The organism is Rhodanobacter soli (genome assembly GCF_040548735.1).
Classification (GTDB): domain Bacteria; phylum Pseudomonadota; class Gammaproteobacteria; order Xanthomonadales; family Rhodanobacteraceae; genus Rhodanobacter; species Rhodanobacter soli_A.
Genome location: NZ_JBEPSD010000001.1, coordinates 2,252,497 through 2,273,377, shown reverse-complemented (window position 1 = coordinate 2,273,377; position 20,881 = coordinate 2,252,497). Strand labels below are relative to the sequence as shown.

At 67.3% G+C, this 20,881-nt stretch carries 20 protein-coding genes; 16 read left to right on the top strand and 4 right to left on the bottom strand.

The window, feature by feature from the left end; translation table 11 throughout:
• The first annotated feature begins 122 nt into the window (after positions 1 to 122).
• Positions 123 to 680, top strand: coding sequence for a hypothetical protein (locus tag ABIE04_RS10290; protein ID WP_354549565.1), 558 nt, complete (start codon positions 123 to 125; stop codon positions 678 to 680).
• Positions 681 to 780: 100 nt separating this feature from the next.
• On the opposite strand, the gene groL is transcribed toward ABIE04_RS10290, so the two are convergent.
• The gene (gene groL, locus ABIE04_RS10285) at positions 781 to 2,433 is read right to left on the bottom strand and encodes a chaperonin GroEL (RefSeq protein WP_354549563.1); all 1,653 of its coding nucleotides are present in this window, start codon (positions 2,431 to 2,433) and stop codon (positions 781 to 783) included.
• Between the two features lie 119 nt (positions 2,434 to 2,552).
• Positions 2,553 to 2,846: a co-chaperone GroES gene (locus ABIE04_RS10280; RefSeq protein ID WP_007514157.1), complete on the bottom strand. Its 294-nt coding sequence runs from the start codon at positions 2,844 to 2,846 to the stop codon at positions 2,553 to 2,555.
• Positions 2,847 to 3,080: 234 nt separating this feature from the next.
• Between ABIE04_RS10280 and cutA the strand changes: the two genes are divergently transcribed.
• The 12 genes from cutA (at position 3,081) to ABIE04_RS10220 (ending at position 14,167) form a co-directional block, all read left to right on the top strand.
• Positions 3,081 to 3,413 (top strand): divalent-cation tolerance protein CutA, encoded by a 333-nt coding sequence (gene cutA, locus ABIE04_RS10275; protein WP_354549560.1) that lies wholly within the window; start codon positions 3,081 to 3,083, stop codon positions 3,411 to 3,413.
• A gap of 225 nt (positions 3,414 to 3,638) precedes the next feature.
• Entirely contained in the window at positions 3,639 to 5,837 is a 2,199-nt protein-coding gene (locus ABIE04_RS10270; protein ID WP_354549558.1) for a protein-disulfide reductase DsbD family protein, read from the top strand.
• The gene (locus ABIE04_RS10265; RefSeq protein WP_354549556.1) at positions 5,837 to 6,376 is read left to right on the top strand and encodes a TlpA family protein disulfide reductase; all 540 of its coding nucleotides are present in this window, start codon (positions 5,837 to 5,839) and stop codon (positions 6,374 to 6,376) included. The genes ABIE04_RS10270 and ABIE04_RS10265 overlap by 1 nt, the downstream gene beginning before the upstream one ends.
• Before the next feature lie 143 nt (positions 6,377 to 6,519).
• Positions 6,520 to 6,972: a type II 3-dehydroquinate dehydratase gene (gene aroQ / locus ABIE04_RS10260; protein ID WP_354549554.1), complete on the top strand. Its 453-nt coding sequence runs from the start codon at positions 6,520 to 6,522 to the stop codon at positions 6,970 to 6,972.
• A 75-nt stretch (positions 6,973 to 7,047) separates the two neighbouring features.
• Positions 7,048 to 7,506: an acetyl-CoA carboxylase biotin carboxyl carrier protein gene (gene accB / locus ABIE04_RS10255; RefSeq protein ID WP_354549552.1), complete on the top strand. Its 459-nt coding sequence runs from the start codon at positions 7,048 to 7,050 to the stop codon at positions 7,504 to 7,506.
• Positions 7,507 to 7,523: 17 nt separating this feature from the next.
• The gene (locus ABIE04_RS10250; RefSeq protein ID WP_354549549.1) at positions 7,524 to 7,907 is read left to right on the top strand and encodes a four helix bundle protein; all 384 of its coding nucleotides are present in this window, start codon (positions 7,524 to 7,526) and stop codon (positions 7,905 to 7,907) included.
• Between the two features lie 52 nt (positions 7,908 to 7,959).
• Positions 7,960 to 9,336 carry an acetyl-CoA carboxylase biotin carboxylase subunit gene (accC, locus tag ABIE04_RS10245; protein ID WP_354549547.1) on the top strand — a complete coding sequence of 459 codons (1,377 nt, stop codon included), beginning with the start codon at positions 7,960 to 7,962 and terminating at the stop codon, positions 9,334 to 9,336.
• Positions 9,337 to 9,392: 56 nt separating this feature from the next.
• On the top strand, positions 9,393 to 10,292 hold the full coding sequence (gene prmA, locus ABIE04_RS10240) for a 50S ribosomal protein L11 methyltransferase (protein ID WP_354549545.1): 900 nt from the start codon (positions 9,393 to 9,395) through the stop codon (positions 10,290 to 10,292).
• Positions 10,293 to 10,365: 73 nt separating this feature from the next.
• A complete protein-coding gene (locus ABIE04_RS10235) occupies positions 10,366 to 11,229 on the top strand; it encodes a zinc-ribbon and DUF3426 domain-containing protein (RefSeq protein ID WP_354549543.1) in 864 nt (287 codons plus the stop codon).
• A 156-nt stretch (positions 11,230 to 11,385) separates the two neighbouring features.
• Positions 11,386 to 11,709 carry a helix-turn-helix domain-containing protein gene (locus ABIE04_RS10230; RefSeq protein ID WP_214556551.1) on the top strand — a complete coding sequence of 108 codons (324 nt, stop codon included), beginning with the start codon at positions 11,386 to 11,388 and terminating at the stop codon, positions 11,707 to 11,709.
• An 81-nt stretch (positions 11,710 to 11,790) separates the two neighbouring features.
• On the top strand, positions 11,791 to 13,401 hold the full coding sequence (gene purH, locus ABIE04_RS10225) for a bifunctional phosphoribosylaminoimidazolecarboxamide formyltransferase/IMP cyclohydrolase (protein WP_354549540.1): 1,611 nt from the start codon (positions 11,791 to 11,793) through the stop codon (positions 13,399 to 13,401).
• Positions 13,402 to 13,456: 55 nt separating this feature from the next.
• A complete protein-coding gene (locus tag ABIE04_RS10220; protein ID WP_354549538.1) occupies positions 13,457 to 14,167 on the top strand; it encodes a glutathione S-transferase in 711 nt (236 codons plus the stop codon).
• Here the strand turns inward: ABIE04_RS10220 and ABIE04_RS10215 are convergent.
• Both ABIE04_RS10215 and ABIE04_RS10210 read right to left on the bottom strand, forming a co-directional pair.
• Positions 14,164 to 14,595, bottom strand: a complete 432-nt coding sequence (locus tag ABIE04_RS10215) for an EamA family transporter (RefSeq protein WP_354549536.1) — start codon at positions 14,593 to 14,595, stop codon at positions 14,164 to 14,166. The genes ABIE04_RS10220 and ABIE04_RS10215 overlap by 4 nt on opposite strands.
• 76 nt (positions 14,596 to 14,671) lie before the next feature.
• A complete protein-coding gene (locus tag ABIE04_RS10210) occupies positions 14,672 to 15,208 on the bottom strand; it encodes a DUF2782 domain-containing protein (RefSeq protein ID WP_354549534.1) in 537 nt (178 codons plus the stop codon).
• 93 nt (positions 15,209 to 15,301) lie between these two features.
• On the opposite strand from ABIE04_RS10210, the gene polA reads away from it, so the two are divergent.
• The 3 genes from polA to uvrD all read left to right on the top strand — a co-directional run bounded on the left by polA (position 15,302) and on the right by uvrD (position 20,881).
• A complete protein-coding gene (polA, locus tag ABIE04_RS10205; protein ID WP_354549532.1) occupies positions 15,302 to 18,055 on the top strand; it encodes a DNA polymerase I in 2,754 nt (917 codons plus the stop codon).
• Positions 18,056 to 18,387: 332 nt separating this feature from the next.
• Positions 18,388 to 18,606 carry a hypothetical protein gene (locus ABIE04_RS10200; protein ID WP_354549530.1) on the top strand — a complete coding sequence of 73 codons (219 nt, stop codon included), beginning with the start codon at positions 18,388 to 18,390 and terminating at the stop codon, positions 18,604 to 18,606.
• 70 nt (positions 18,607 to 18,676) lie between these two features.
• On the top strand, positions 18,677 to 20,881 hold the full coding sequence (uvrD, locus tag ABIE04_RS10195; protein WP_354549528.1) for a DNA helicase II: 2,205 nt from the start codon (positions 18,677 to 18,679) through the stop codon (positions 20,879 to 20,881).

The following is a 20,881-nucleotide window of genomic DNA, read 5'->3' as shown; positions in this document are numbered from 1 at the left end:
CGACTGAAGACCGCGGCACGGCGTTCACACGGTAGTGGGGCAGCGCCAACTAGCGTCGACGTGTCCGTGAGGCGCGTGCAGTGCGCCTTGCGGCGGCATTCCCCCACTTGGAGGTCCATCTCATGCGCAAGACCATACTTTCCGCCCTCGTCCTCGGCGCCAGCGTGTTTACCGTGTCCGCCTTCGCCCAGGCCAACCTCGGCGGTGCTGCCCGGGTCGGTGCCGGCGCCCACGTCGGCGCAACCGCACCGAGCGCCATGCGCACCGTTGGTCAAACCACCGCGCAGACCGAGCAGACCCTGCACCGCACCGATTCCCACGTGAAGCACCGGACCCGCAAGGCCGTCGACAAGACCCGCTCGACCGTCAACGACCACGCCAATGCCAACGCCAACGCGAATGCCAATGGCACGATCGGGGCAGGCGCCGGCGACTCGCATGCCGGCGCCAACGCCAACGTCGATACCGGTGCCGGTCTCGATACCGCCGCCACCGCAGGCAAGGCCGGCGACATGGGCCAGGGTGTGGGCGGCGACGTGCGCGACGCCGCGCATTCGGCGATCCAGTCCACCGACCGCTCGGCCGGCTCGGTCGGCGACGCGGTGCAGCAGACCGCCGCCGGGCAGTCGGTCGGTGCTGGCGTGAAAGCGGATGCCAACGCCGGCGCGCACGGGCACTAAGCCACACCGCCGGCCCGGCGGATATCGCCCGGGTCCGGTGCAGCAAAAAGAAAACCCCGCCGTAGCGGGGTTTTCTTTTATCGTGCCTTGGGCGTGGAACCTAGAAATCCATGCCGCCCATGCCACCCATGCCGCCGCCCATGCCACCGCCGCCATGGCTGTGGCCTTCGTCCTTCTTCGGCAGTTCGGCAATGATCGCCTCGGTGGTGATCGCCAGACCGGCGACCGACGAGGCGTGCTGCAACGCGGTGCGGGTCACCTTGGTCGGATCCAGGATGCCCATCGCCACCATGTCACCGAACTCGCCGGTGGCGGCGTTGTAGCCGAAGTTGCCCTTGCCTTCCTTGACCTTGTTGAGGATCACGGACGGCTCTTCACCGGCGTTGGAGACGATCGCGCGCAGCGGCGCTTCCAGCGCACGGCGGGTGATCGCGATGCCGAGGTCCTGATCGGTGTTGTCGCCCTTCAGGCCTTCGACCGCCTTCAGCGCGCGGATCAGCGCGACGCCGCCGCCCGGGACCACTCCTTCTTCGACGGCTGCGCGCGTGGCGTGCAGGGCGTCTTCGACACGGGCCTTCTTTTCCTTCATCTCGATCTCGGTGCCGGCACCGACCTTGATCACCGCAACGCCACCGGCCAGCTTGGCCACGCGCTCCTGCAGCTTCTCCTTGTCGTAGTCCGACGAGGTCTCCTCGATCTGCGCCTTGACCTGAGCGATGCGCGACTGGATCTTCTCCGCTTCGCCGGCACCGTCGATGATCGTGGTGTTTTCCTTGGTGATGACGATGCGCTTGGCGCGACCCAGATCGGCGATCGTGGTCTTCTCCAGCGACAGGCCCACTTCCTCGGACACGACCTGACCGTTGGTGAGGATCGCGATGTCTTCCAGGATCGCCTTGCGACGGTCACCGAAGCCCGGCGCCTTGACGGCGGCGACCTTGACGATGCCGCGGATGGTGTTGACCACCAGCGTGGCCAGCGCCTCGCCCTCGACTTCCTCGGCGACGATCAGCAGCGGCTTGCCGGCCTTGGCGACGGCTTCCAGCACGGGCAGCAGTTCGCGCACGTTCGACACTTTCTTGTCGTGGATCAGGATGTACGGGTCATCCAGCTCGACCTGCTGGCTCTGCTGGTTGTTGATGAAGTACGGCGACAGGTAGCCGCGGTCGAACTGCATGCCCTCGACCACGTCGAGCTCATTCTCGAGACCCGAACCTTCCTCGACCGTGATCACGCCTTCCTTGCCGACTTTCTTCATCGCGGTGGCGATGATGTCGCCGATGTTGGCGTCGGAGTTGGCCGAGATCGTGCCGACCTGCGCGATTTCCTTGTCGTTCGCGGTCGGGTTGGACATCTTCTTCAGCTCGCCGACGGCAGCGGCGACGGCCTTGTCGATGCCGCGCTTCAGGTCCATCGGGTTGATGCCGGCGGCCACAGCCTTGAGGCCTTCCTGGATGAACGCCTGCGCCAGCACGGTGGCGGTGGTGGTGCCGTCACCGGCGACGTCGGAGGTCTTGGAAGCGGCTTCCTTGACGATCTGCGCGCCGAGATTCTCGTAGCGATCGGCCAATTCGATCTCTTTCGCGACGGACACGCCGTCCTTGGTGATCGTGGGCGCGCCGAAGCTCTTCTCGAGCACGACGTTGCGGCCCTTCGGGCCGAGGGTGACCTTGACCGCATTGGCCAGGGTGTTCACGCCCTTGAGCATGCGGGCGCGGGCGTCTTCGCCGAATCGGACTTCTTTAGCTGCCATAAAATTTTTCCTTGAAAAATTTTGAAATTAAGTGTGGGGAAATCTTGCGCAGTGGTGCGGAAAGGAGCCGAAGGCGACTGGCGTGCGCGCTTTCTCGCGCTCGGCCAGTCAGCCGTCGATTACCCCTCGATCACGGCCACGATGTCGTCTTCCTTCAGGAAGACCAGCTCTTCGCCGTCGATCTTGATTTCCTGGCCGGCGTACTTGCCGAACAGCACCACGTCGCCGGCCTTCAGCGACATCGGGCGCACCTTGCCGTCGCTCATGATCAGGCCGGTGCCGGCGGCGACGACCTTGCCGCGGGTCGGCTTCTCGGTGGCGCTGTCGGGGATGACGATGCCGCCGGCGGAAACGCGCTCTTCTTCGAGACGCTTGACGATGACGCGGTCATGCAACGGACGCAGTGTGCTCATGGACGACTCCAACTGACTAGATTGTTGATGGACAAGGCTTTCAAGACCGGACCTGCGATCTTGTTAGCACTCAGAGTGAATGAGTGCCAATTTTACGGGTATACGACCCCGCTGCAAGAGATCTTTGACGGGGGATGCAACAGCTAATTGGGCGAACAAGGCGGCGTTTCAAGGGCGTGCCGCAAAAATCACCCGCGGCACGCGCAGCCGGCGCGACCCGGGTACGCTTTGGCCATGACTTCGACCGACCCTGCCACCGTCCTGCTCTGCTATTGCAGTTGTCCGGACGCCGCCAGCGCCCAGGCCATCGCCGAAGCGCTGGTCGGCGAGCGGCTGGCCGCCTGCGTCAACCGCCTGCCCGCCGTCCATTCCACCTACCGTTGGCAGGGCGTCGTGACCTGCGACAGCGAGGAGCTGCTGCTGATCAAGACCACCGCCGCCCGCTTCGACGCGCTGAAAATCCGCCTGCTCGAATTGCATCCGTACGAGCTGCCCGAACTGGTTGCGGTGCCGGTGCAGCGCGGCCACGAAGCCTACCTGGACTGGGTGCGCCAGGGCGGCGGCTGATCGCGAGGATCGATACCACGTGCACAATGACCCTGCCCGCCTGATCCCCGCGCTCGGCGTGTGATGGGGCGTGCCGTTTCTGGCCGACACCTTCCCGCGGCGCGGCCGCTCGGTCCGCACACGGGTCGCGGCGACGTAAGGCCGCAGGCGGCGAACCCGCCCACGGCCGCTGGGTCATAATGCCTGCCTGCCTGTCCCCACAGGCCCCAAGTTGCTGGAGTCGTGATGCGACCGTTGTCTTCCGGCCGACTGGCCACCCGCCTGCCCGTGCTCGCCTTCCTGTTGCTGGCCCTGCTGTCCGCCGCACTGCCGGCGTCGGCGCAGGACACCGCCGACCTGCTGCCGGTGACCGAGGCGTACAAGCTGAGTACCGACGCCGCCACGCCCGGCGTGCTGAAGCTGCACTGGACGATCGCGCCGGACTACTACCTCTACCGCGGCCGCATGAAGTTCAAGGGCGGCGACGGCGTCACCCTGGGCGAGGCGCAACTGCCCGACGGCGAGAAGCATCACGACGAATACCTCGGCGACGTGGAGACCTACCACCACGGCGTCGACGCCAGCATCCCGTACACCGTCGCCGCCGGTACCACGCGGTTGCAGTTGAGCGTGCAGTACCAGGGCTGCCACGAGGTCGACCCGAAGATCTGCTACCCGCCGCATACCGAGAAGCTGGACCTGCCGCTGCCGGCCACTGCCGGTGTCACGGCGACGCCGGCGGCCGGCAACGCGCTGGGCGCGGCGCTGAACCGGCTCGGCAACAACACGGGCGCCGCCACGACCGGCGCGCCGCTGCCAGCCGAGCAGGCGTTCCGCTTCGAGGCGCTGGCGCAGGGTCCGCAGCAGTTGCTGCTGCGCTGGACGATGCCGAAGGGTTACTACCTGTACCGCGACCAGACCACGTTGAAGCTCAAGGATGCCGCTGGCCTCACGCTGAAACCTGCATGGCCGGCCGGCACCGCGCACCACGACGAACACTACGGCGACGTCACCGTGTACTTCGGCCAGGTCGAGTTGCCCGTGGCGCTGGAAGGCGATCTGGCCGGCCACCAACGGCTCATCTTGCAGGCAAGCTTCCAGGGCTGCCAGGACGGCGGCCTGTGCTATCCGCTGATGACGCGCGCGGTGGATATCGATCTGGGCAGCGGCGCCGTGGCGCCCTCCGGGGCCGTGGCACCGGAACTGCCGCCGGCTGATCTCGCCGGCGGTCCGCTGCAGGTCAGCCTGATCGCCGCATTGCTGCTGGCGCTGGGCGGCGGCCTGGTGTTGAACCTGATGCCGTGCGTGCTGCCCGTGCTGTCGATCAAGGCGGTCAGCGTGCTGGAGAGCGGCGACAGCCAGGCCACCGCGCGCCGGCATGCCTTGTTCTATACCGCCGGCGTGTTGTGCAGCTTCGCCGCGCTGGGGCTGGGCATCCTCGCGTTGCGCGCGGCTGGCCATGCGCTGGGCTGGGGTTCGCAGTTGCAGCAGCCGTTGCTGGTCGGCGCACTGGCCTGCGTGATGCTGGCGGTCGGCCTGTCGATGTCCGGCGTGGTGCAGTTCGGCGCCTCGCTGGGCAATACCGGCGCCGGCCTCGCCGCACGCTCCGGCCCGGCCGGCGATTTCTTCACCGGGGTGCTGGCGGTGGTGGTGGCCAGCCCGTGTACCGCGCCGTTCATGGGCAGCGCGCTGGCGTACGCGTTCGCCGCGCCGATGCTGTCCGCCCTGCTGGTGTTCCTGGCGCTGGGCGTGGGGCTGGCGCTGCCATTCCTGGCGATCGGTTTCGTGCCGGCGCTGGCGCGCCTGCTGCCGAAGCCGGGGCGCTGGATGGAAACGCTGAAGCAGGTACTCGCGTTCCCGATGTATCTCACCGCCGTGTGGCTGGTGTGGGTGCTGGCGAATCAGCGCGGCGCCGATGCGGTCGGCCTGGTGCTGGTGGCGATGGTGCTGCTGGCGATGACGCTGTGGTGGTTCGAACGCAGCCGCTCGCGCGGCGTACCCAGCAGGATTGCCGTGGCGGTGCTGGCACTCGCCACCCTGGTGCCGATGTACCTGCTCGCTCACGTGCCGCCGCCGTCGAGCACGGCCGTGGCCGAGGAAGGCGTGGTCGCCTACAGTCCGCAGAAGCTCGCCGAGCTGCGGGCGGCCGGCACGCCCGTTTTCGTCGACATGACCGCCGACTGGTGCGTCACCTGCAAGGCAAACGAGCATGCGGTGCTGGACACGCAGGCGTTCCGCGACCTGCTCAAGCGCACCGGCGCGGTCTACATGAAGGGCGACTGGACCGACGTCAACCCGACCATCAGCGCGTTCCTGCAGCAATACCATTCGCCCGGCGTGCCGTTGTACGTGGTGTTCCCGAAGCACGGCGGCCCCGGCAAGCAGTTGTCCACCGTACTGACCCGCTCGATCGTCGAGCAGGCGCTGACGGAAGCGGCTCGCTGATGCTGAGTCGCAGCAACTGGCTGATTCTCGGTCTGGCGGTACTGGCCGCTGCGCTCGGCGGCTATGCGCAGCACCGCGGCCAGCGGCCGGCGCCGCTGGAAACGGCTGCGATCGGCCAGCCGCTGCCGGCGATCAGCCTGCCCGACCTCGACGGCAAGCCCCATCGGCTGAGCGACTATCGTGGCCGCCGGGTGCTGCTGAATTTCTGGGCCAGCTGGTGCGTACCCTGCGTGACCGAAATGCCGGCACTGGCCCTGGCACAGGAAAAGTTCGGCGAACATGCGCCGATCGTGGTCGGTATTGCGATGGACGAACCCGCTCATGTTCGGGCATTTTTGGCTGCACATCCGGTGAATTACCCGATCTTGATCGGCCAGATGAGCCCGCCCAGCACCTCGTTGCAACTGGGCAATACCCGTCAGGTTCTTCCATATAGTGCACTGATCGATGCCGATGGGCGCCTTTTGGCGACACATGCCGGCCCGCTGTCTGCGGCGCAGCTGCAGCAGTGGCTGGCGCCAGGGCACGAACCGCGCTAAGCCGGCGTCGACATACGCCTACGCACGGGAACCCGACGCTTCTCCGGCAAACATCGCCGATCTGCAGCGAACTGGACAAGATTCCCGACTGCGCGCACACTGCGCCGGGTTCCGGGACCTCCGGACGCTGGCTGGACGGTTTCGTGGCGAAGATCCTGGTCCTGCATGGACCCAACCTCAACCTGCTGGGTGCGCGCGAGCCGCAGATCTACGGCCGCGAGACGCTGGCCGACATCAACCGGCTGCTGGCCGAGCGGGCGCAGGCGGCCGGGCACGAGCTGGCCTGGTTCCAGTCCAACGCCGAGCACGAGCTGGTCGGGCGCATCCATCAGGCCCGCGACGACCGCACCGCGATCATTTTGTGCAACGCCGGCGCGTTCACCCACACCAGCATCGCGCTGCGCGACGCCTTCGCCGCGACGGCGATTCCGTTCATCGAGGTGCACCTGTCGAACGTGTTCGCCCGTGAGTCGTTCCGCCATCACTCCTACCTGTCCGACATCGCGCTCGGCGTGATCTGCGGCTTCGGCGGCGACAGTTACCGGCTGGCGCTGGACGCGGCGCTGCCACGGTTGCAGGCAGGCGCCGCGCCCTGACGTCCCCGGCCACGCGGCCACCCCATTCACCCCCGGCCACCCTAGCGGTGGCATGACTGACCAAAGGCTGATCCGATGGATTTGCGCAAAATCAAGAAGCTGATCGACTTGCTCGAGGAATCCAACCTCGCCGAACTGGAAATCAAGGAGGGCGAGGAAGTCGTCCGCCTGTCGCGCGTGCCGAAGAACGCCGCGCCGGTCGCCGCCGCACCGGCGGCTCCGATCGCCGCCGCCGCCCCCCCGGTTGCTGCCGCGCCTGCGGTCGCCGTCGAGGCGCCTGTCGCGAATGCGCTGCCGGCCGGCCACGTGGTGAAGGCGCCGATGGTCGGTACGTTCTACGCCTCGGCCACACCGGGCACGCCTGCCTTCGTCAAGGTCGGCCAGCAGGTCAAGGCCGGCGAGACGCTGGGCATCATCGAGGCGATGAAGATGTTCAACCAGATCGAGGCCGACGTGGCCGGCACCGTGCAGGCGATTCTGGTCGAAAACGGCCAGCCGGTGGAATTCGACGAACCCATGTTCGTGATCGCCTGAAGAGCCGGGATTCGAGAATGGGGATTCGGGATTCGTCACAGCAACGGCCGCATGAGCGGCTGGAAGTGTGGCGCGACGCAATGGACCTCGTCGAAGCCATTTATCGAATCAGTGCCGGTTTCCCAGACTCCGAACGCTTTACTCTCACTTCGCAACTACGGCGTGCCGCGATCAGCATACCCTCGAACATCGCGGAGGGCGCGGCCCGCCGATCCACACCTGAGTACCTGCGGTTCTTGTCCATGGCTCGCGGCTCCCTGTCCGAACTGGACACACAATTGCAAATCGCCGAGCGACTCGTTTATGTCTCCAGTACGCAGGATGTAACTGAGCTGATCAATCGAGTCTTTGCCAAACTCAACGCGCTTATCCGATCCATCCAGGCCAAGAGAGGTGACTGATGCAACGCCAGCTCTTGCTCTTACAAATCCCGAATCCCGAATCCCGAATCCCATGCTAGAAAAAGTCGTCATCGCCAACCGCGGCGAAATCGCGCTGCGTGTATTGCGCGCCTGCCACAGCCTTGGCATCAAGACCGTGGCGGTGCACTCCACCGTGGACCGCAACCTGAAGCACGTCGGCCTCGCCGACGAGTCGATCTGCATCGGCCCCGGGCCGTCGGTCGACAGCTATCTCAACATCCCGCGCATCATCGCGGCGGCGGAGATCACCGACGCCCAGGCGATCCACCCCGGCTACGGTTTCCTGTCCGAGCGCGCCGACTTCGCCGAGCAGGTGGAGCAGTCCGGCTTCGTCTTCATCGGCCCGACCGCCGACGTGATCCGCCTGATGGGCGACAAGGTCGAGGCGATCCGGGCGATGAAGGCGGCCGGCGTGCCGTGCGTCCCCGGTTCCGGCGGCCCGCTCGGCGAAGACGTCGACACCAACATCAAGATCGCGCGCGAGATCGGCTACCCGGTGATCATCAAGGCTGCCGGCGGCGGCGGCGGCCGCGGCATGCGCGTGGTGCGCACCGAGGCGCACCTGGGCAACGCGATCACCATGACCAAGGCCGAAGCCAAGGCCGCGTTCGGCAACGAACAGGTGTACATGGAGAAGTTCCTGGAGAATCCGCGTCACGTGGAAATCCAGGTGCTCGCCGATGGCCAGGGCAACGCGATCCACCTGGGCGAACGCGACTGCTCGATGCAGCGCCGCCACCAGAAAGTGGTCGAGGAAGCACCGGCGCCGGGCATCACGCCGGAGCAGCGCGCGGCGATCGGCAAGGTCTGCGTCGACGCCTGCCTGCGCATCAACTACCGCGGCGCCGGCACGTTCGAGTTCCTGTACGAGAACGGCCGCTTCTACTTCATCGAGATGAACACCCGCATCCAGGTCGAGCATCCGGTGACCGAGCTGATCACCGGCGTCGACCTGGTGCGCGAACAGCTGCTGATCGCCGGCGGCGAGAAGCTCACGCTCAGGCAGGAAGACATCGTCGTACACGGCCACGCGATCGAGTGCCGCATCAACGCCGAGGACCCGGACACGTTCATGCCCAGCCCCGGCACGGTGAAGCGCTTCGAGGCGCCCGGCGGCCCCGGCGTGCGCGTGGACACGCATCTGTACGACGGCTATCGCATCCCGCCGAACTACGATTCGATGATCGGCAAGCTGATCGTGCACGGGCCCGACCGCGAGACCGCGATCGCGCGCATGCGCCTGGCCCTGGCCGAGACGGTGATCGAGGGCGTCAAGTGCAACATCCCGCTGCAGCAGCGGATCATGGCCGACGCTGGCTTCCAGCACGGCGGCCAGAACATCCACTACCTCGAGAAGCGGATGGCCGAGCAGAAGGAAAAGAATGCGGCGACGGGCGGAGAGCAGTGAGAGGCACCTAAGCGCGTCACCACCCACCCTTCTCACTCCTCATTCGTTCCTCGCCCATGCCATTCCTTGAACTCTCCCTGATCGTCCGCACCGAGCAGCAGCCCGGCGCGGAGGAAGCGCTGGACGATCTCGGCGCGCTGTCGATCACCCTGCAGGACGCCGACGCGGAGACGCCGGACGAGCAGGCGATCTTCGAACCGGGCGTGGGCGAGCTGCCGCTATGGCCGACGATCACCCTGCACGCGCTGTTCGACGAGCACGCCGACCGGCGCGGCCTCGCCGCCGCGCTGGGCGAGCTGCTGCCATGGCTGGAACCCGACCAGCTGAGCTTCGCCGAGGTCGCCGACCAGGACTGGGAGCGTGCATGGATGGACCAGTTCAAGCCGATGCCGTTCGGCCGCCGGCTGTGGATCTATCCGTGGAACATCGAGCCTCCCGTCGATGATGACCTCGTGGTGGTGCGCCTCGATCCCGGCCTCGCCTTCGGCAGCGGCACGCATCCCACCACCGCGCTGTGCCTGGAATGGCTGGATGGCCTGGACCTTGCCGGCAAGACGATCACCGATTACGGCTGCGGCTCGGGCATCCTGGCGATCGCCGCACTGAAGCTCGGCGCGGCCAGCGCGGTCGGCGTCGACAACGACCCGCAGGCGCTCACCGCCTCGGCCGACAACGCCGAACGCAACGGCGTGGCCGACCGGCTCGCGCTGTTCCTGCCCGAAGACGTCGTCGCAGATGCCGCCGACGTGTTCATCGCCAACATCCTCGCCGGCCCGCTTGGCGAACTGGCGCCCACCTTCGCCGCCGCGGCGAAACCCGGCGCGCCGTTCGCGATCTCCGGCATCCTCGCCGGCCAGCAGGACGAACTGCTGCAACGCTACGCCGAATGGTTCGACGAGTTGCGCGTGGACAGCCGCGAGGACTGGGTGCGCATCAGCGGCCGTCGCCGCGGCTGAGGCCTTCGGACCGCCGGCTTGCCCGCGCGAGCACCCTGCTAAGCTTGCCGGATACCGATTCAAAGCGGCCTGCATGTACACACAATGTCCCGAATGCCTGTCCGTGTTTTCGCTGGATGCGCAGACGCTAGCGAAAGCGCACGGCCACGTCGTGTGCGGACATTGCGAGGCCAGCTTCGACAGCCTCGCCACGCTCGCCGAGCAGTTGCCGCCGGAACCGTTCGCCGAGCTGCCGGTCAATGAACCCGCGTTCGAGCCGCCACTGCTCGACCTGGTGGTGTACCGGCCGCGGCCCGATCCGCCGGCGGTGGTGGTGGCCGACGAGATGGTGACGGCGGCGGCGCCCAGGCCGGCCGTCGAGGACTTCTCGCAACTGGTCTTCGCGCCGCGCTTCGCCCGCGAGCCACATGCCCGTCCGCGTGAACGATCGACCCGGCGCGAACGACGGCGGCACCTGCGTCCATCCGGCGAACGGCGCTGGCCATGGGTCGCGGCGTGCCTGCTGCTCGCACTGCTGCTCGCGATCCAGCTGGCCTGGGCCAAGCGCGACGACCTGATCCGCAACCCCGCCGTGGGCGGCTGGCTGCGCGCCAGCTGTGGCGTGCTCGGCTGCGAGCTGCCGCTGGTTTCTGCGCCGCAGCAGCTGCGCCTGCTGGCCAGCAACGTGCAGGCGCACCCCAGCGTCGCCGGCGCGCTGATGATCAGCGCCAGCGTGCGCAACGACGCCACGTTCGCGCAACCCTGGCCGGTGCTGACCATCACCTTGTCGAACGCGCAGGGCCAGCGCATCGCGATGCGCCGGCTGCAGCCGGCCGAGTACCTGGACGACGCCACGATCTTGCGCCATGGCCTGGCGCCGGGCGCCAGCGCCGTGCTGCTGCTGGAAGTGGAAGACCCGGGCGACAAGGCGGTAGCGTTCGAGATCGGTTTCGAATAACGACGCCTCCGGTACTTAAAATTATCCGCCCGCGCGGGTAGACTCGATCCCTCGCGCGGACATGCCGGACGGCATGCGATACACGCCGCGACCTGCAAGATCAGTCATAACCATGAGCAGCGGCCTATGCAGTCGTCGCTTCGTACGTGAGGGAAGATGCCCGTGAATGCCGTAAGACTGCCTGCCGCCGAGGCCGCAAAACAGACCTCGTCGCAAAGCGCAGGCTCGTCTGGCGCCAGCTCCCAAGGCCAAAGCGCGCTGAGCGAATGCGTCACCCGCACGGTGCGCCGCTACCTTGCCGACATCGGCGACACCGAATGTTCCGAGGGCCTGCACGCGCTGGTGTTGCGCGAGGTCGAAGTACCGCTGCTGCGCGAAGTGCTGGCCTTCCATGACGGCAACCAGAGCCGCGCTGCCAGCGCGCTGGGCATCAACCGCGCCACCTTGCGCAAGAAGCTGGCCGCGCACGGCCTGCTGTAACCCGCCCGGCGTATTCGTACAAAAGCCACCCACCATCCGGGCGGCTATAATGAACGGCTTTCCCCTTCTGGTAACCCGCTCATGTCCGCTCCCCAGCTCGTCCCGGTCCGTCGTGCCATGCTCAGCGTCTCCGACAAGGCCGGCCTGATCGACCTGGGTCGGCGCCTCGCCGCCAGGGGCATCGAGCTGCTCTCCACCGGCGGCAGCGCGAAGGCGCTGCGCGAGGCCGGCATCGCGGTCACCGAGGTCAGCGACCTCACCGGTTTTCCCGAGATCATGGACGGCCGCGTGAAGACGCTGCACCCGAAGGTGCATGGCGGCCTGCTCGGCCGACGCGGCACCGACGACAAGGTGATGGCCGAACTCGGCATCGCACCGATCGACCTGCTGGTGCTGAACCTGTACCCGTTCGAAGCCACCGTGGCGAAACCCGGTTGCACGCTGGAGCAGGCGATCGAGAACATCGACATCGGCGGCCCGGCGATGCTGCGCTCGGCGGCGAAGAACTGGAGCGACGTCGGCGTACTCACTTCGCCGGACCAATACGCCGATGCGCTGGCCGAGATCGAGCAACACGGCGGCCTCAGCCGTGCGACGCGCTTCAAGCTCGCCGTGGCCGCATTCAACAACGTGTCCAGCTACGACGGCGCGATCAGCGACTACCTGTCCGGGCTGGAACTCAACGACACGCAGGACGCGATCGCCGGCCACGCCGCCTTCCCCGGCCAGGTCAACGGCCGCTTCGTGAAGCTGATGGACCTGCGCTACGGCGAGAACCCGCACCAGCAGGCCGCGTTCTACCGCGACCTGTACCCGGCGCCGGGCACGCTGGCCACCTTCCGCCAGTTGCAGGGCAAGGAGCTGTCGTTCAACAACATCGCCGACGCCGACGCGGCATGGGAATGCGTGCGCAGCTTCGCCAAGCCGGCCTGCGTGATCGTCAAGCACGCCAATCCCTGCGGCGTGGCGGTGAGCCTGGACGGCGTCGGCAAGGCGTATGACCTGGCCTTCCAGACCGATCCCACCTCCGCGTTCGGCGGCATCATCGCATTCAACCGCGAGGTCGACGGCGCCACCGCCCGCGCGATCGTCGAGCGCCAGTTCGTCGAGGTGGTGCTGGCGCCGGGCTACGCGGACGACGCGCTGAAGGCGTTCGCGAAGAAAGGCAACGTGCGCGTGCTGGTGATCCCGCTGCCGACCGACGGCAACCTGCTGGCCGCGCATCCCGGCAACAGTTCCAGGCGGGTCGGCTCGGGCCTGCTGATCCAGAGCGCCGATACCGGCATGGTCACGGCCGGCGACCTCAAGGTGGTCACCCGCCGCGCGCCCACCGAGGCGCAGATCCACGACCTGATCTTCGCCTGGAAGGTGGCCAAGTTCGTCAAGTCCAACGCCATCGTCTACGCGCACAACCGCCAGACCATCGGCATCGGCGCCGGCCAGATGAGCCGCGTCTACAGCGCGAAGATCGCCGGCATCAAGGCGGCCGACGAGAAGCTCGAGGTGCGCGGCTCGGTGATGGCCAGCGATGCGTTCTTCCCGTTCCGCGACGGCATCGACGCCGCCGCCGAGGCGGGCATCAGCGCGGTGATCCAGCCCGGCGGCTCGATGCGCGACGCCGAGGTGATCGCCGCCGCCGACGAGCACGACATGGCGATGGTATTCACCGGGATACGCCACTTCCGGCATTGAGTCTCGGCCCGCAGAGGCGCACGCTCGGCATCCATCCTTCGATCCGGAGGCTGCCATGCATTACGAGCTGTATTACTGGACCGGCATCCAGGGCCGCGGCGAATTCGTGCGGCTGGCGCTGGAGGATGCCGGCGCCGACTACGACGACGTGGCGCGTATACAGGGCGACGACGCCATCGTGCGTTACCTCGATGGCGTCCACGAAGGCGCGCTGCCGTTCGCGCCGCCGTTCCTCAAGGCCGGCCGGCTGCTGATCGCGCAGACCGCGAACATCCTGCAGTATCTCGGCCCGCCGCTCGGCCTGGTGCCGGAGAGCGAGAGCCGGCGGCGCTACGCGCACCAGTTGCAGCTGACCATCAGCGATCTCGTCGCCGAGGTGCACGATTCCCACCACCCGATCGCCGGCAGCCTGTACTACGAGGACCAGCGCGTCGAGGCGCTGCGCCGCGCGGCCGACCTGCGCGCGACGCGGCTGCCGAAATACCTGGACTATTTCGAGCAGGTGCTGGAACGCGGCGGCGGCCAGCACGCCCTGCACGAGCACTCCTACGTCGATCTTTCGCTGTTCCAGCTGATGAGCGGGCTGGAGTACGCGTTTCCGCGCGCCATGCGGCGCCTCGGGCACGAGTTGCCGCTGCTGCATGCGCTGAAACAACGGGTGGCGCAGCGGCCGCGCATCGCCGCCTACCTGGCGTCACCGCGGCGGTTGCCGTTCAACGAGAGCGGCATCTTCCGCCACTACCCGGAACTGGACGACCCGGCTTAGAACAGCGCGATCACCATCGCGCCGGCCACGATCAGCGCGCCGCCGACCAGCAGCGGCCAGCTCGGCTGCTCGCCCAGGAACAGCAGGCCCAGCACGATCGCCAGCGCCACGCTGAGCTTGTCGATCGGCGCCACCTTGCTCACCGGCCCGAGCTGCAGCGCACGGTAGTAGCACAGCCACGACAGCCCGGTGGCGATGCCGGACAGCACCAGGAACAGCCAGCTGTGCAGCGGCAGCCCGGTGGGCTTGGCCCATTCGTTGCGCAGGCTGAGGATGCCGGCGGTGACCAACAGGATCACGATGGTGCGGATGAAGGTGGCGAGGTTGGAATTGATGCCGACCACGCCGAGTTTGCCGAACAGCGCGGTCAGCGCCGCGAACAGCGCCGAACCCAATGCAAACAGCAGCCAGCTTTCACGCAGTTGCATCGCGCCGCCCTCCGCTTGGATACCGGCCGAGCGTCGTCAGCATGTCCGGCGCCGACGACGCGGTTCAGCGCGTGGCTCAGTGGCCGTCGTCCGCCGGCGCCGGCTCGCTCGAACCCTCGGCGGACGGCCGGCTCTTGCCCCATTCCAGCACCTTGTACATCACCGGTCCGACCGGCTTCATGCCGTGCTCGTCGACCAGTCGACCCTGCGGATCGACCATGTAGGTCTGCGCTATGCCGCTCTTCGGGGTGATCACCACCATGTAGACGCGGCCGTTGCGGCTGTACTCCTGGATGCTGTTGTCGCCTTCCTGGCGTATCCGCACTTCCGGCGGCGGCTGGTCGCGGCTGGTCTGCACGCTGCTTTCATCGTGCATCGCGGGCAGCGCCTGCGGCTTCAGGTTCAGCGGCTGAGCGGGCGAGGACGGTGCGGCGTGGGCCGACCGATGCGTGGCCGTCGGCTTGGCGGCCGGCTTGGCCGGCGGCTCCACCGCTTGCACGCCCGGATCGTTGATCCCGGGCGGCGGCGGTACGTTTGTCGACGGGGCCGACTGCGCCAACACGCTCGACGTGAACAGGACGCTGGCGGCAACCAGCAAGGCAGCGGTTTTCATGGCGGCAACCTCGTTCGGGGAGCGCAGCATAACAGCGCCTCTGCCGGGCTTTCGTGAAGCGCGACGTTTCGCCGTGCATGCGAGAATGGCGCCATGCCCAAACTCATCCTGATCGACGGCTCCTCCTACCTGTACCGCGCGTTCCATGCGCTGCCGCCGTTGAGCAACGCCCGCGGCGAGCCCACCGGCGCGCTGTTCGGCGTGGTCAACATGCTGCGCGCCACGCTGAAGGCCAAGCCGGATTACCTGGCTTTCGTCGGCGATGCGCCCGGCCCGACCTTTCGCGACACGTTGTACGCCCAGTACAAGGCGAACCGCCCGCCCATGCCGGACGATCTGCGCTCGCAGGTCGAGCCGATGCTGGCCATCGTCGGCGCGCTCGGCTTTCCGATCCTGTGCGTGCCCGGCGTCGAAGCCGACGACGTGATCGGCACGCTGGCGGTGCAGGCGCAGGCGCTCGGCATCGATGTGCTGATCTCCACCGGCGACAAGGACATGGCGCAGCTGGTGAGTCCGCACGTCACCCTGGTCAACACCATGAGCAACACGGTGATGGACAGTGCCGGCGTGATGGAGAAATTCGGCGTGCGGCCGGACCAGATCGTCGACTTCCTGGCCCTCACCGGCGACACCATCGACAACGTGCCGGGCGTGCCCAAGTGCGGGCCCAAGACCGCCGCCAAATGGCTGGCCGAATACGCCACGCTGGACGGCGTGATCGCCAACGCCGGCAAGGTCGGCGGCAAGATCGGCGAGAGCCTGCGCGAAGCCCTGCCGCGGCTGCCGCTGTCGCGCGAGCTGGTGACGATCAAGACCGACGTGCCGCTGGAGTTCGGCCCCACCGACCTGGCCCAGCGCGTCGCCGACACCGCGCAGTTGCGCGAGCTGTATACGCGCTACGAATTCAAGGCCGCACTGAAGGACCTGGACGCCGCGGAGCCGGCAACGGGAATCGTGGAACAGCAACCGGGAGAAACCGTACCCGCCGAGCCGGCCGTTCTGACGGGGCCGGTCGCGGTCATTGACGCTGCCCTGTCCGCTGCCGGCGAATACGAACTGGTCACCACGCAGGCGCAGCTCGACGCCTGGCTGGAAAAACTGCGCCATGCCGAGCTGATCGCGTTCGACACCGAAACCACCAGCATCGACGCGATGCGCGCGGACATCGTCGGCATCAGCTTCGCGGTGGAGGCGAGCAAGGCCTGCTACATCCCGCTCGGCCATGATTATCCCGGCGCACCGAAGCAGCTCGACCGTGACGCCGTGCTCGCCGCGCTGAAGCCCGTGCTCGAGGACCCATCCCGGCCCAAGCTCGGCCAGCACGCGAAATACGACATCAACATCCTGTCCAATTACGGCATCGTGGTGCAGGGCCTGAAGCATGACTCGATGCTGGAATCCTACGTGTGGAACGCCACCGCCACGCGCCACGACATGGACTCGCTGGCGAAGAAGTACCTCGGCTACGACACGGTGAAGTACGAGCAGGTCGCCGGCAAGGGCGCGCGGCAGATCTCGTTCTCGCAGGTGGATCTGGACACTGCCTGCCGCTACGCCGCCGAGGATTCGGACATCACCCTGCGCCTGCACCTGACGCTGTGGCCCAAGCTCGAGAGCGTGCCGGCCCTGCGCAAGGTCTATGAAGACATCGAGATCCCGCTGGTGCCGGTGCTGGCCGCGATGGAACAGCGCGGCGTGCTGATCGACGGCGACGAGCTGCGCCGGCAGAGCCAGCAACTGGGCAAGCGCATGCTGGAACTGCAACAGCAGTCGTATGCGCTGGCCGGGCGCGAATTCAATCTCGACTCGCCGAAGCAGTTGCAGGCGGTACTGTTCGACGAGCTTGGCCTGCAGGCGAAACTGAAGACGCCGACCGGCCAGCCGTCGACCAACGAGGAAGCGCTGGAAGCGATCGCCGATACCCACGAACTGCCGCGGCTGATCCTCGACTACCGCGGCCTGGCCAAGCTGCGCTCCACCTATACCGACAAGCTGTCCGGCATCGTCAATCCGCGCACCGGCCGCGTGCACACCAGCTACCACCAGGGCTCGGTGGCCACCGGGCGGATTTCCTCGTCCGACCCGAACCTGCAGAACATCCCGGTGCGCACCGAGGAGGGCCGGCGCATCCGCCAGGCCTTCATCGCGCCGCCGGGCTGGCAGGTGATGGCCGCGGATTATTCGCAGATCGAGCTGCGCATCATGGCGCACCTGTCCGGCGACGAAGGCCTGCTCAAGGCGTTCCATGAAGGCGGCGACGTGCACCGCGCCACCGCCGCCGAGGTGTTCGGCCTGAAGCCCGAGGACGTCAGCGCCAACCAGCGCCGCGCCGCCAAGGCGATCAACTTCGGCCTCATGTACGGCATGAGCGCGTTCGGCCTGGCGCGCCAGCTCGGCGTGGACCGTGGCGAGGCCGGCGACTACATGGCGCGTTATTTTTCCCGCTATCCCGGCGTGCACGCGTTCATGGAAGCCACCCGCGAACAGGCCCATCGCGACGGTTACGTGGAAACCATCTTCGGCCGCCGGCTGTATCTGGAAAACCTCACTTCGCGCAACCAGGGCCTGCGCCAGGGCGCCGAGCGCGCCGCGGTGAACGCGCCGATGCAGGGCAGCGCCGCCGACATCATCAAGCGCGCGATGATCGCCGTGGCGGCGTGGCTGAAAGACCGCGACGACGCCCACATGCTGATGCAGGTGCACGACGAACTGGTGTTCGAAGTGCGCGCCGACGCGGTCGACGCGGTGCGCGCCGCAGTCGTCGGACGGATGTCCGGCGCGGCGGAACTGGCGGTGCCGCTGCTGGTCGATGTGGGCGTGGGCGCGAACTGGGACGAGGCACATTGAACGCGAGTCGGGGAATACCCTCTGCGCAACAACGACTTGGTGGTTAACTTTCCATGAGAATGAATCGTTTTTAAATTTCTTTGGGAATCGTGCAACTTTCTCCGCGAATCACGCACTAACACTTCGGATGCACGCAACGGCATCCGCGGCGAGCTCACCTCCCTGAGCCGCCACAGGCGCGAACCTCTCCCCTGGGTCTTCGCGTCTGCCCCCGCCCCGGAGGCTCCCCCTAGCCTCCGGGGCTTTTTTTGCCCGCGATCCGCGCGGCCTGTACATTCCATGCACGACGACACCCGGCATACTCGATCCACCATCCACCGAGGGGAACATCCATGCGCACAGGCCTGATCATCGTCGGCATCATCCTCATCGTGGCCGGCATCTGGGTGGTGGCGGGCCATGCCTTCTACCAGGACACCGACACCTTGCTGCAGATCGGGTCGGCCAAGATCACCGCCACCCACGACAAGGGCGTGCCGCAGTGGATCGGCATCGCCGGCATCGTGATCGGCGCGCTGCTGGCTCTCGGCGGCTTCCTGCAGAAGCGCTGAGCCGCAGTCTGCTGCCCGAAAACCGCCGCTTTCGCGGCGGTTTTCGTCTGCGCCCACTACAATGGGCGCGATGGATGTCTCGTACCTGATCGACCCGCTCAACGAAGCCCAGCGCGAAGCCGTCTGCGCCCCACCCGGCCACTACCTGGTACTGGCCGGCGCCGGCTCCGGCAAGACCCGCGTGTTGACCCACCGCATCGGCTGGCTGACCCAGGCCGAACGCGTGCCGCCGTGGGCGATCCTCGCCGTCACCTTCACCAACAAGGCCGCCGGCGAGATGCGCGCGCGTCTCGAAGCGCTGATCCCCGGCGGCACCCAGGGCCTCACCGTGGGCACCTTCCACGGCATCGCCCATCGCCTGCTGCGCCGCCACTGGCGCGAGGCGGGGCTGCCGGAGACGTTCCAGATCCTCGACGCCGACGACCAGTTGCGGCTGGTCAAGCGCGTCGTCGCCGGATTGGGCCTGGACGATGCGAAATATCCGCCGCGCCAGGCCTGCTGGCAGATCAACAACTGGAAGGACGAGGGCAAGCGCCCGGACGGCATCGAGCATCGCGACCATCCGGTCACGCACACCTTCGTGAACATCTACAAGGCCTACGAGGACGCCTGCCGCCGCGCCGGGCTGGTCGACTTCGCCGAGCTGCTGCTGCGGGCGCACGAGTTGTGGCTGAGGAACCCGGCCGTGCTGGAGCACTACCAGCAGCGCTGGCGGCACCTGCTGATCGACGAATTCCAGGACACCAACACGCTGCAGTACGCATGGGTCCGCGTGCTCGCCGGCAGCACCGGCAAGGTTTTCGCCGTGGGCGACGACGACCAGTCGATCTACGGCTGGCGCGGCGCCAAGGTCGAGAACATGGCGCAGTTCCTGCGCGACTTCCCCGGCGCACGCACGATCAAGCTGGAACAGAACTACCGCTCCACCTCGACCATCCTGAAGGCCGCCAACAGCGTCATCCAGCGCAACGGCAGCCGCCTCGGCAAGGAGTTGTGGACGGCCGGCGACGAGGGCGAGCGTATCGCGCTGTACGCCGCCTACAACGAGCAGGACGAGGCGCGCTTCGTGATCGAGCGCATCCGCGAATACATCGACGAGCACGGCCAGGCGAAGGATTGCGCGATCCTGTACCGCTCGAACGCGCAGTCGCGCAACTTCGAGGAACAGCTGGCCCAGCGCAACATCAAGTACCGCGTCTACGGCGGCCAGCGCTTCTTCGAGCGTGCCGAAGTCAAGGACGCGCTGGCCTACCTGCGGCTCACCGCGAACCGGCACGACGACGCCGCGTTCGAGCGCGCGGTGAACACCCCGCCGCGCGGCATCGGCGACCGCACGCTGGACGCGCTGCGCCGCCGCGCCCGCAGCGAGAACATCTCGATGTGGGAAGCGGTGCTCGCCGAACTCAGCGGCGGCAGCGAGCTGGCCGGGCGCGCGAAGAATGCGGTGAAGGCGTTCCTCGGCATGATCGACACGATGGCCCATGCCTTCCAGCCGTCCACGCCCGACGGCGAAAAGGACGCGCTCACCCTCGCCGAACAGATCGACCACGCGATCACCCATACCGGCCTGCGCGACTTCTACGAGAAAGATTCGCGCGGCAACGCCGAGTCGCGGGTGGAAAACCTGGACGAACTGGTCAACGTGGCCAGCCGCTTCGAGCGTACCGCCGAGGACATCGACGCCGGCCTCAGCGAACTCTCCGCGTTCCTGTCGCACGCCACCCTGGAAGCCGGCGAGAACCAGGGCGAGGCGTGGGACGACTGCGTGCAGCTGATGACCCTGCACTCGGCCAAGGGGCTGGAGTTTCCGGTGGTGTTCCTGGTCGGCATGGAGGAAGGCCTGTTCCCCAGCCAGCGCTCGGTCGACGACGAAGGGCGGCTGGAAGAGGAGCGTCGGCTCGCCTACGTCGGCATCACCCGCGCCCGCGAGAAACTCGTCGTCACGCACGCCGAATCGCGGCGCATGCACGGCGCCGAGATGCTGGCGCGGCCGTCGCGCTTCCTCGGCGAGATGCCGGCCGGACTGATCGACGAGGTACGCCCGCGCGTCCACGTCACCCGCCCGCTGTACGCCGGCCGGCCGCACGAGATCTCGCCGTCGCTGGAGGAATCGCTGCCGGTGAAACTCGGCCAGCGCGTCAGCCATCCCAGCTTCGGCGAAGGCGTGGTGATCAGCGCCGAAGGCAGCGGCGCACACACCCGGCTGCAGGTGAATTTCGAGGCCGCCGGCAGCAAGTGGCTAGTGGCGGCGTACGCGAATCTGACGCCGCTGTAG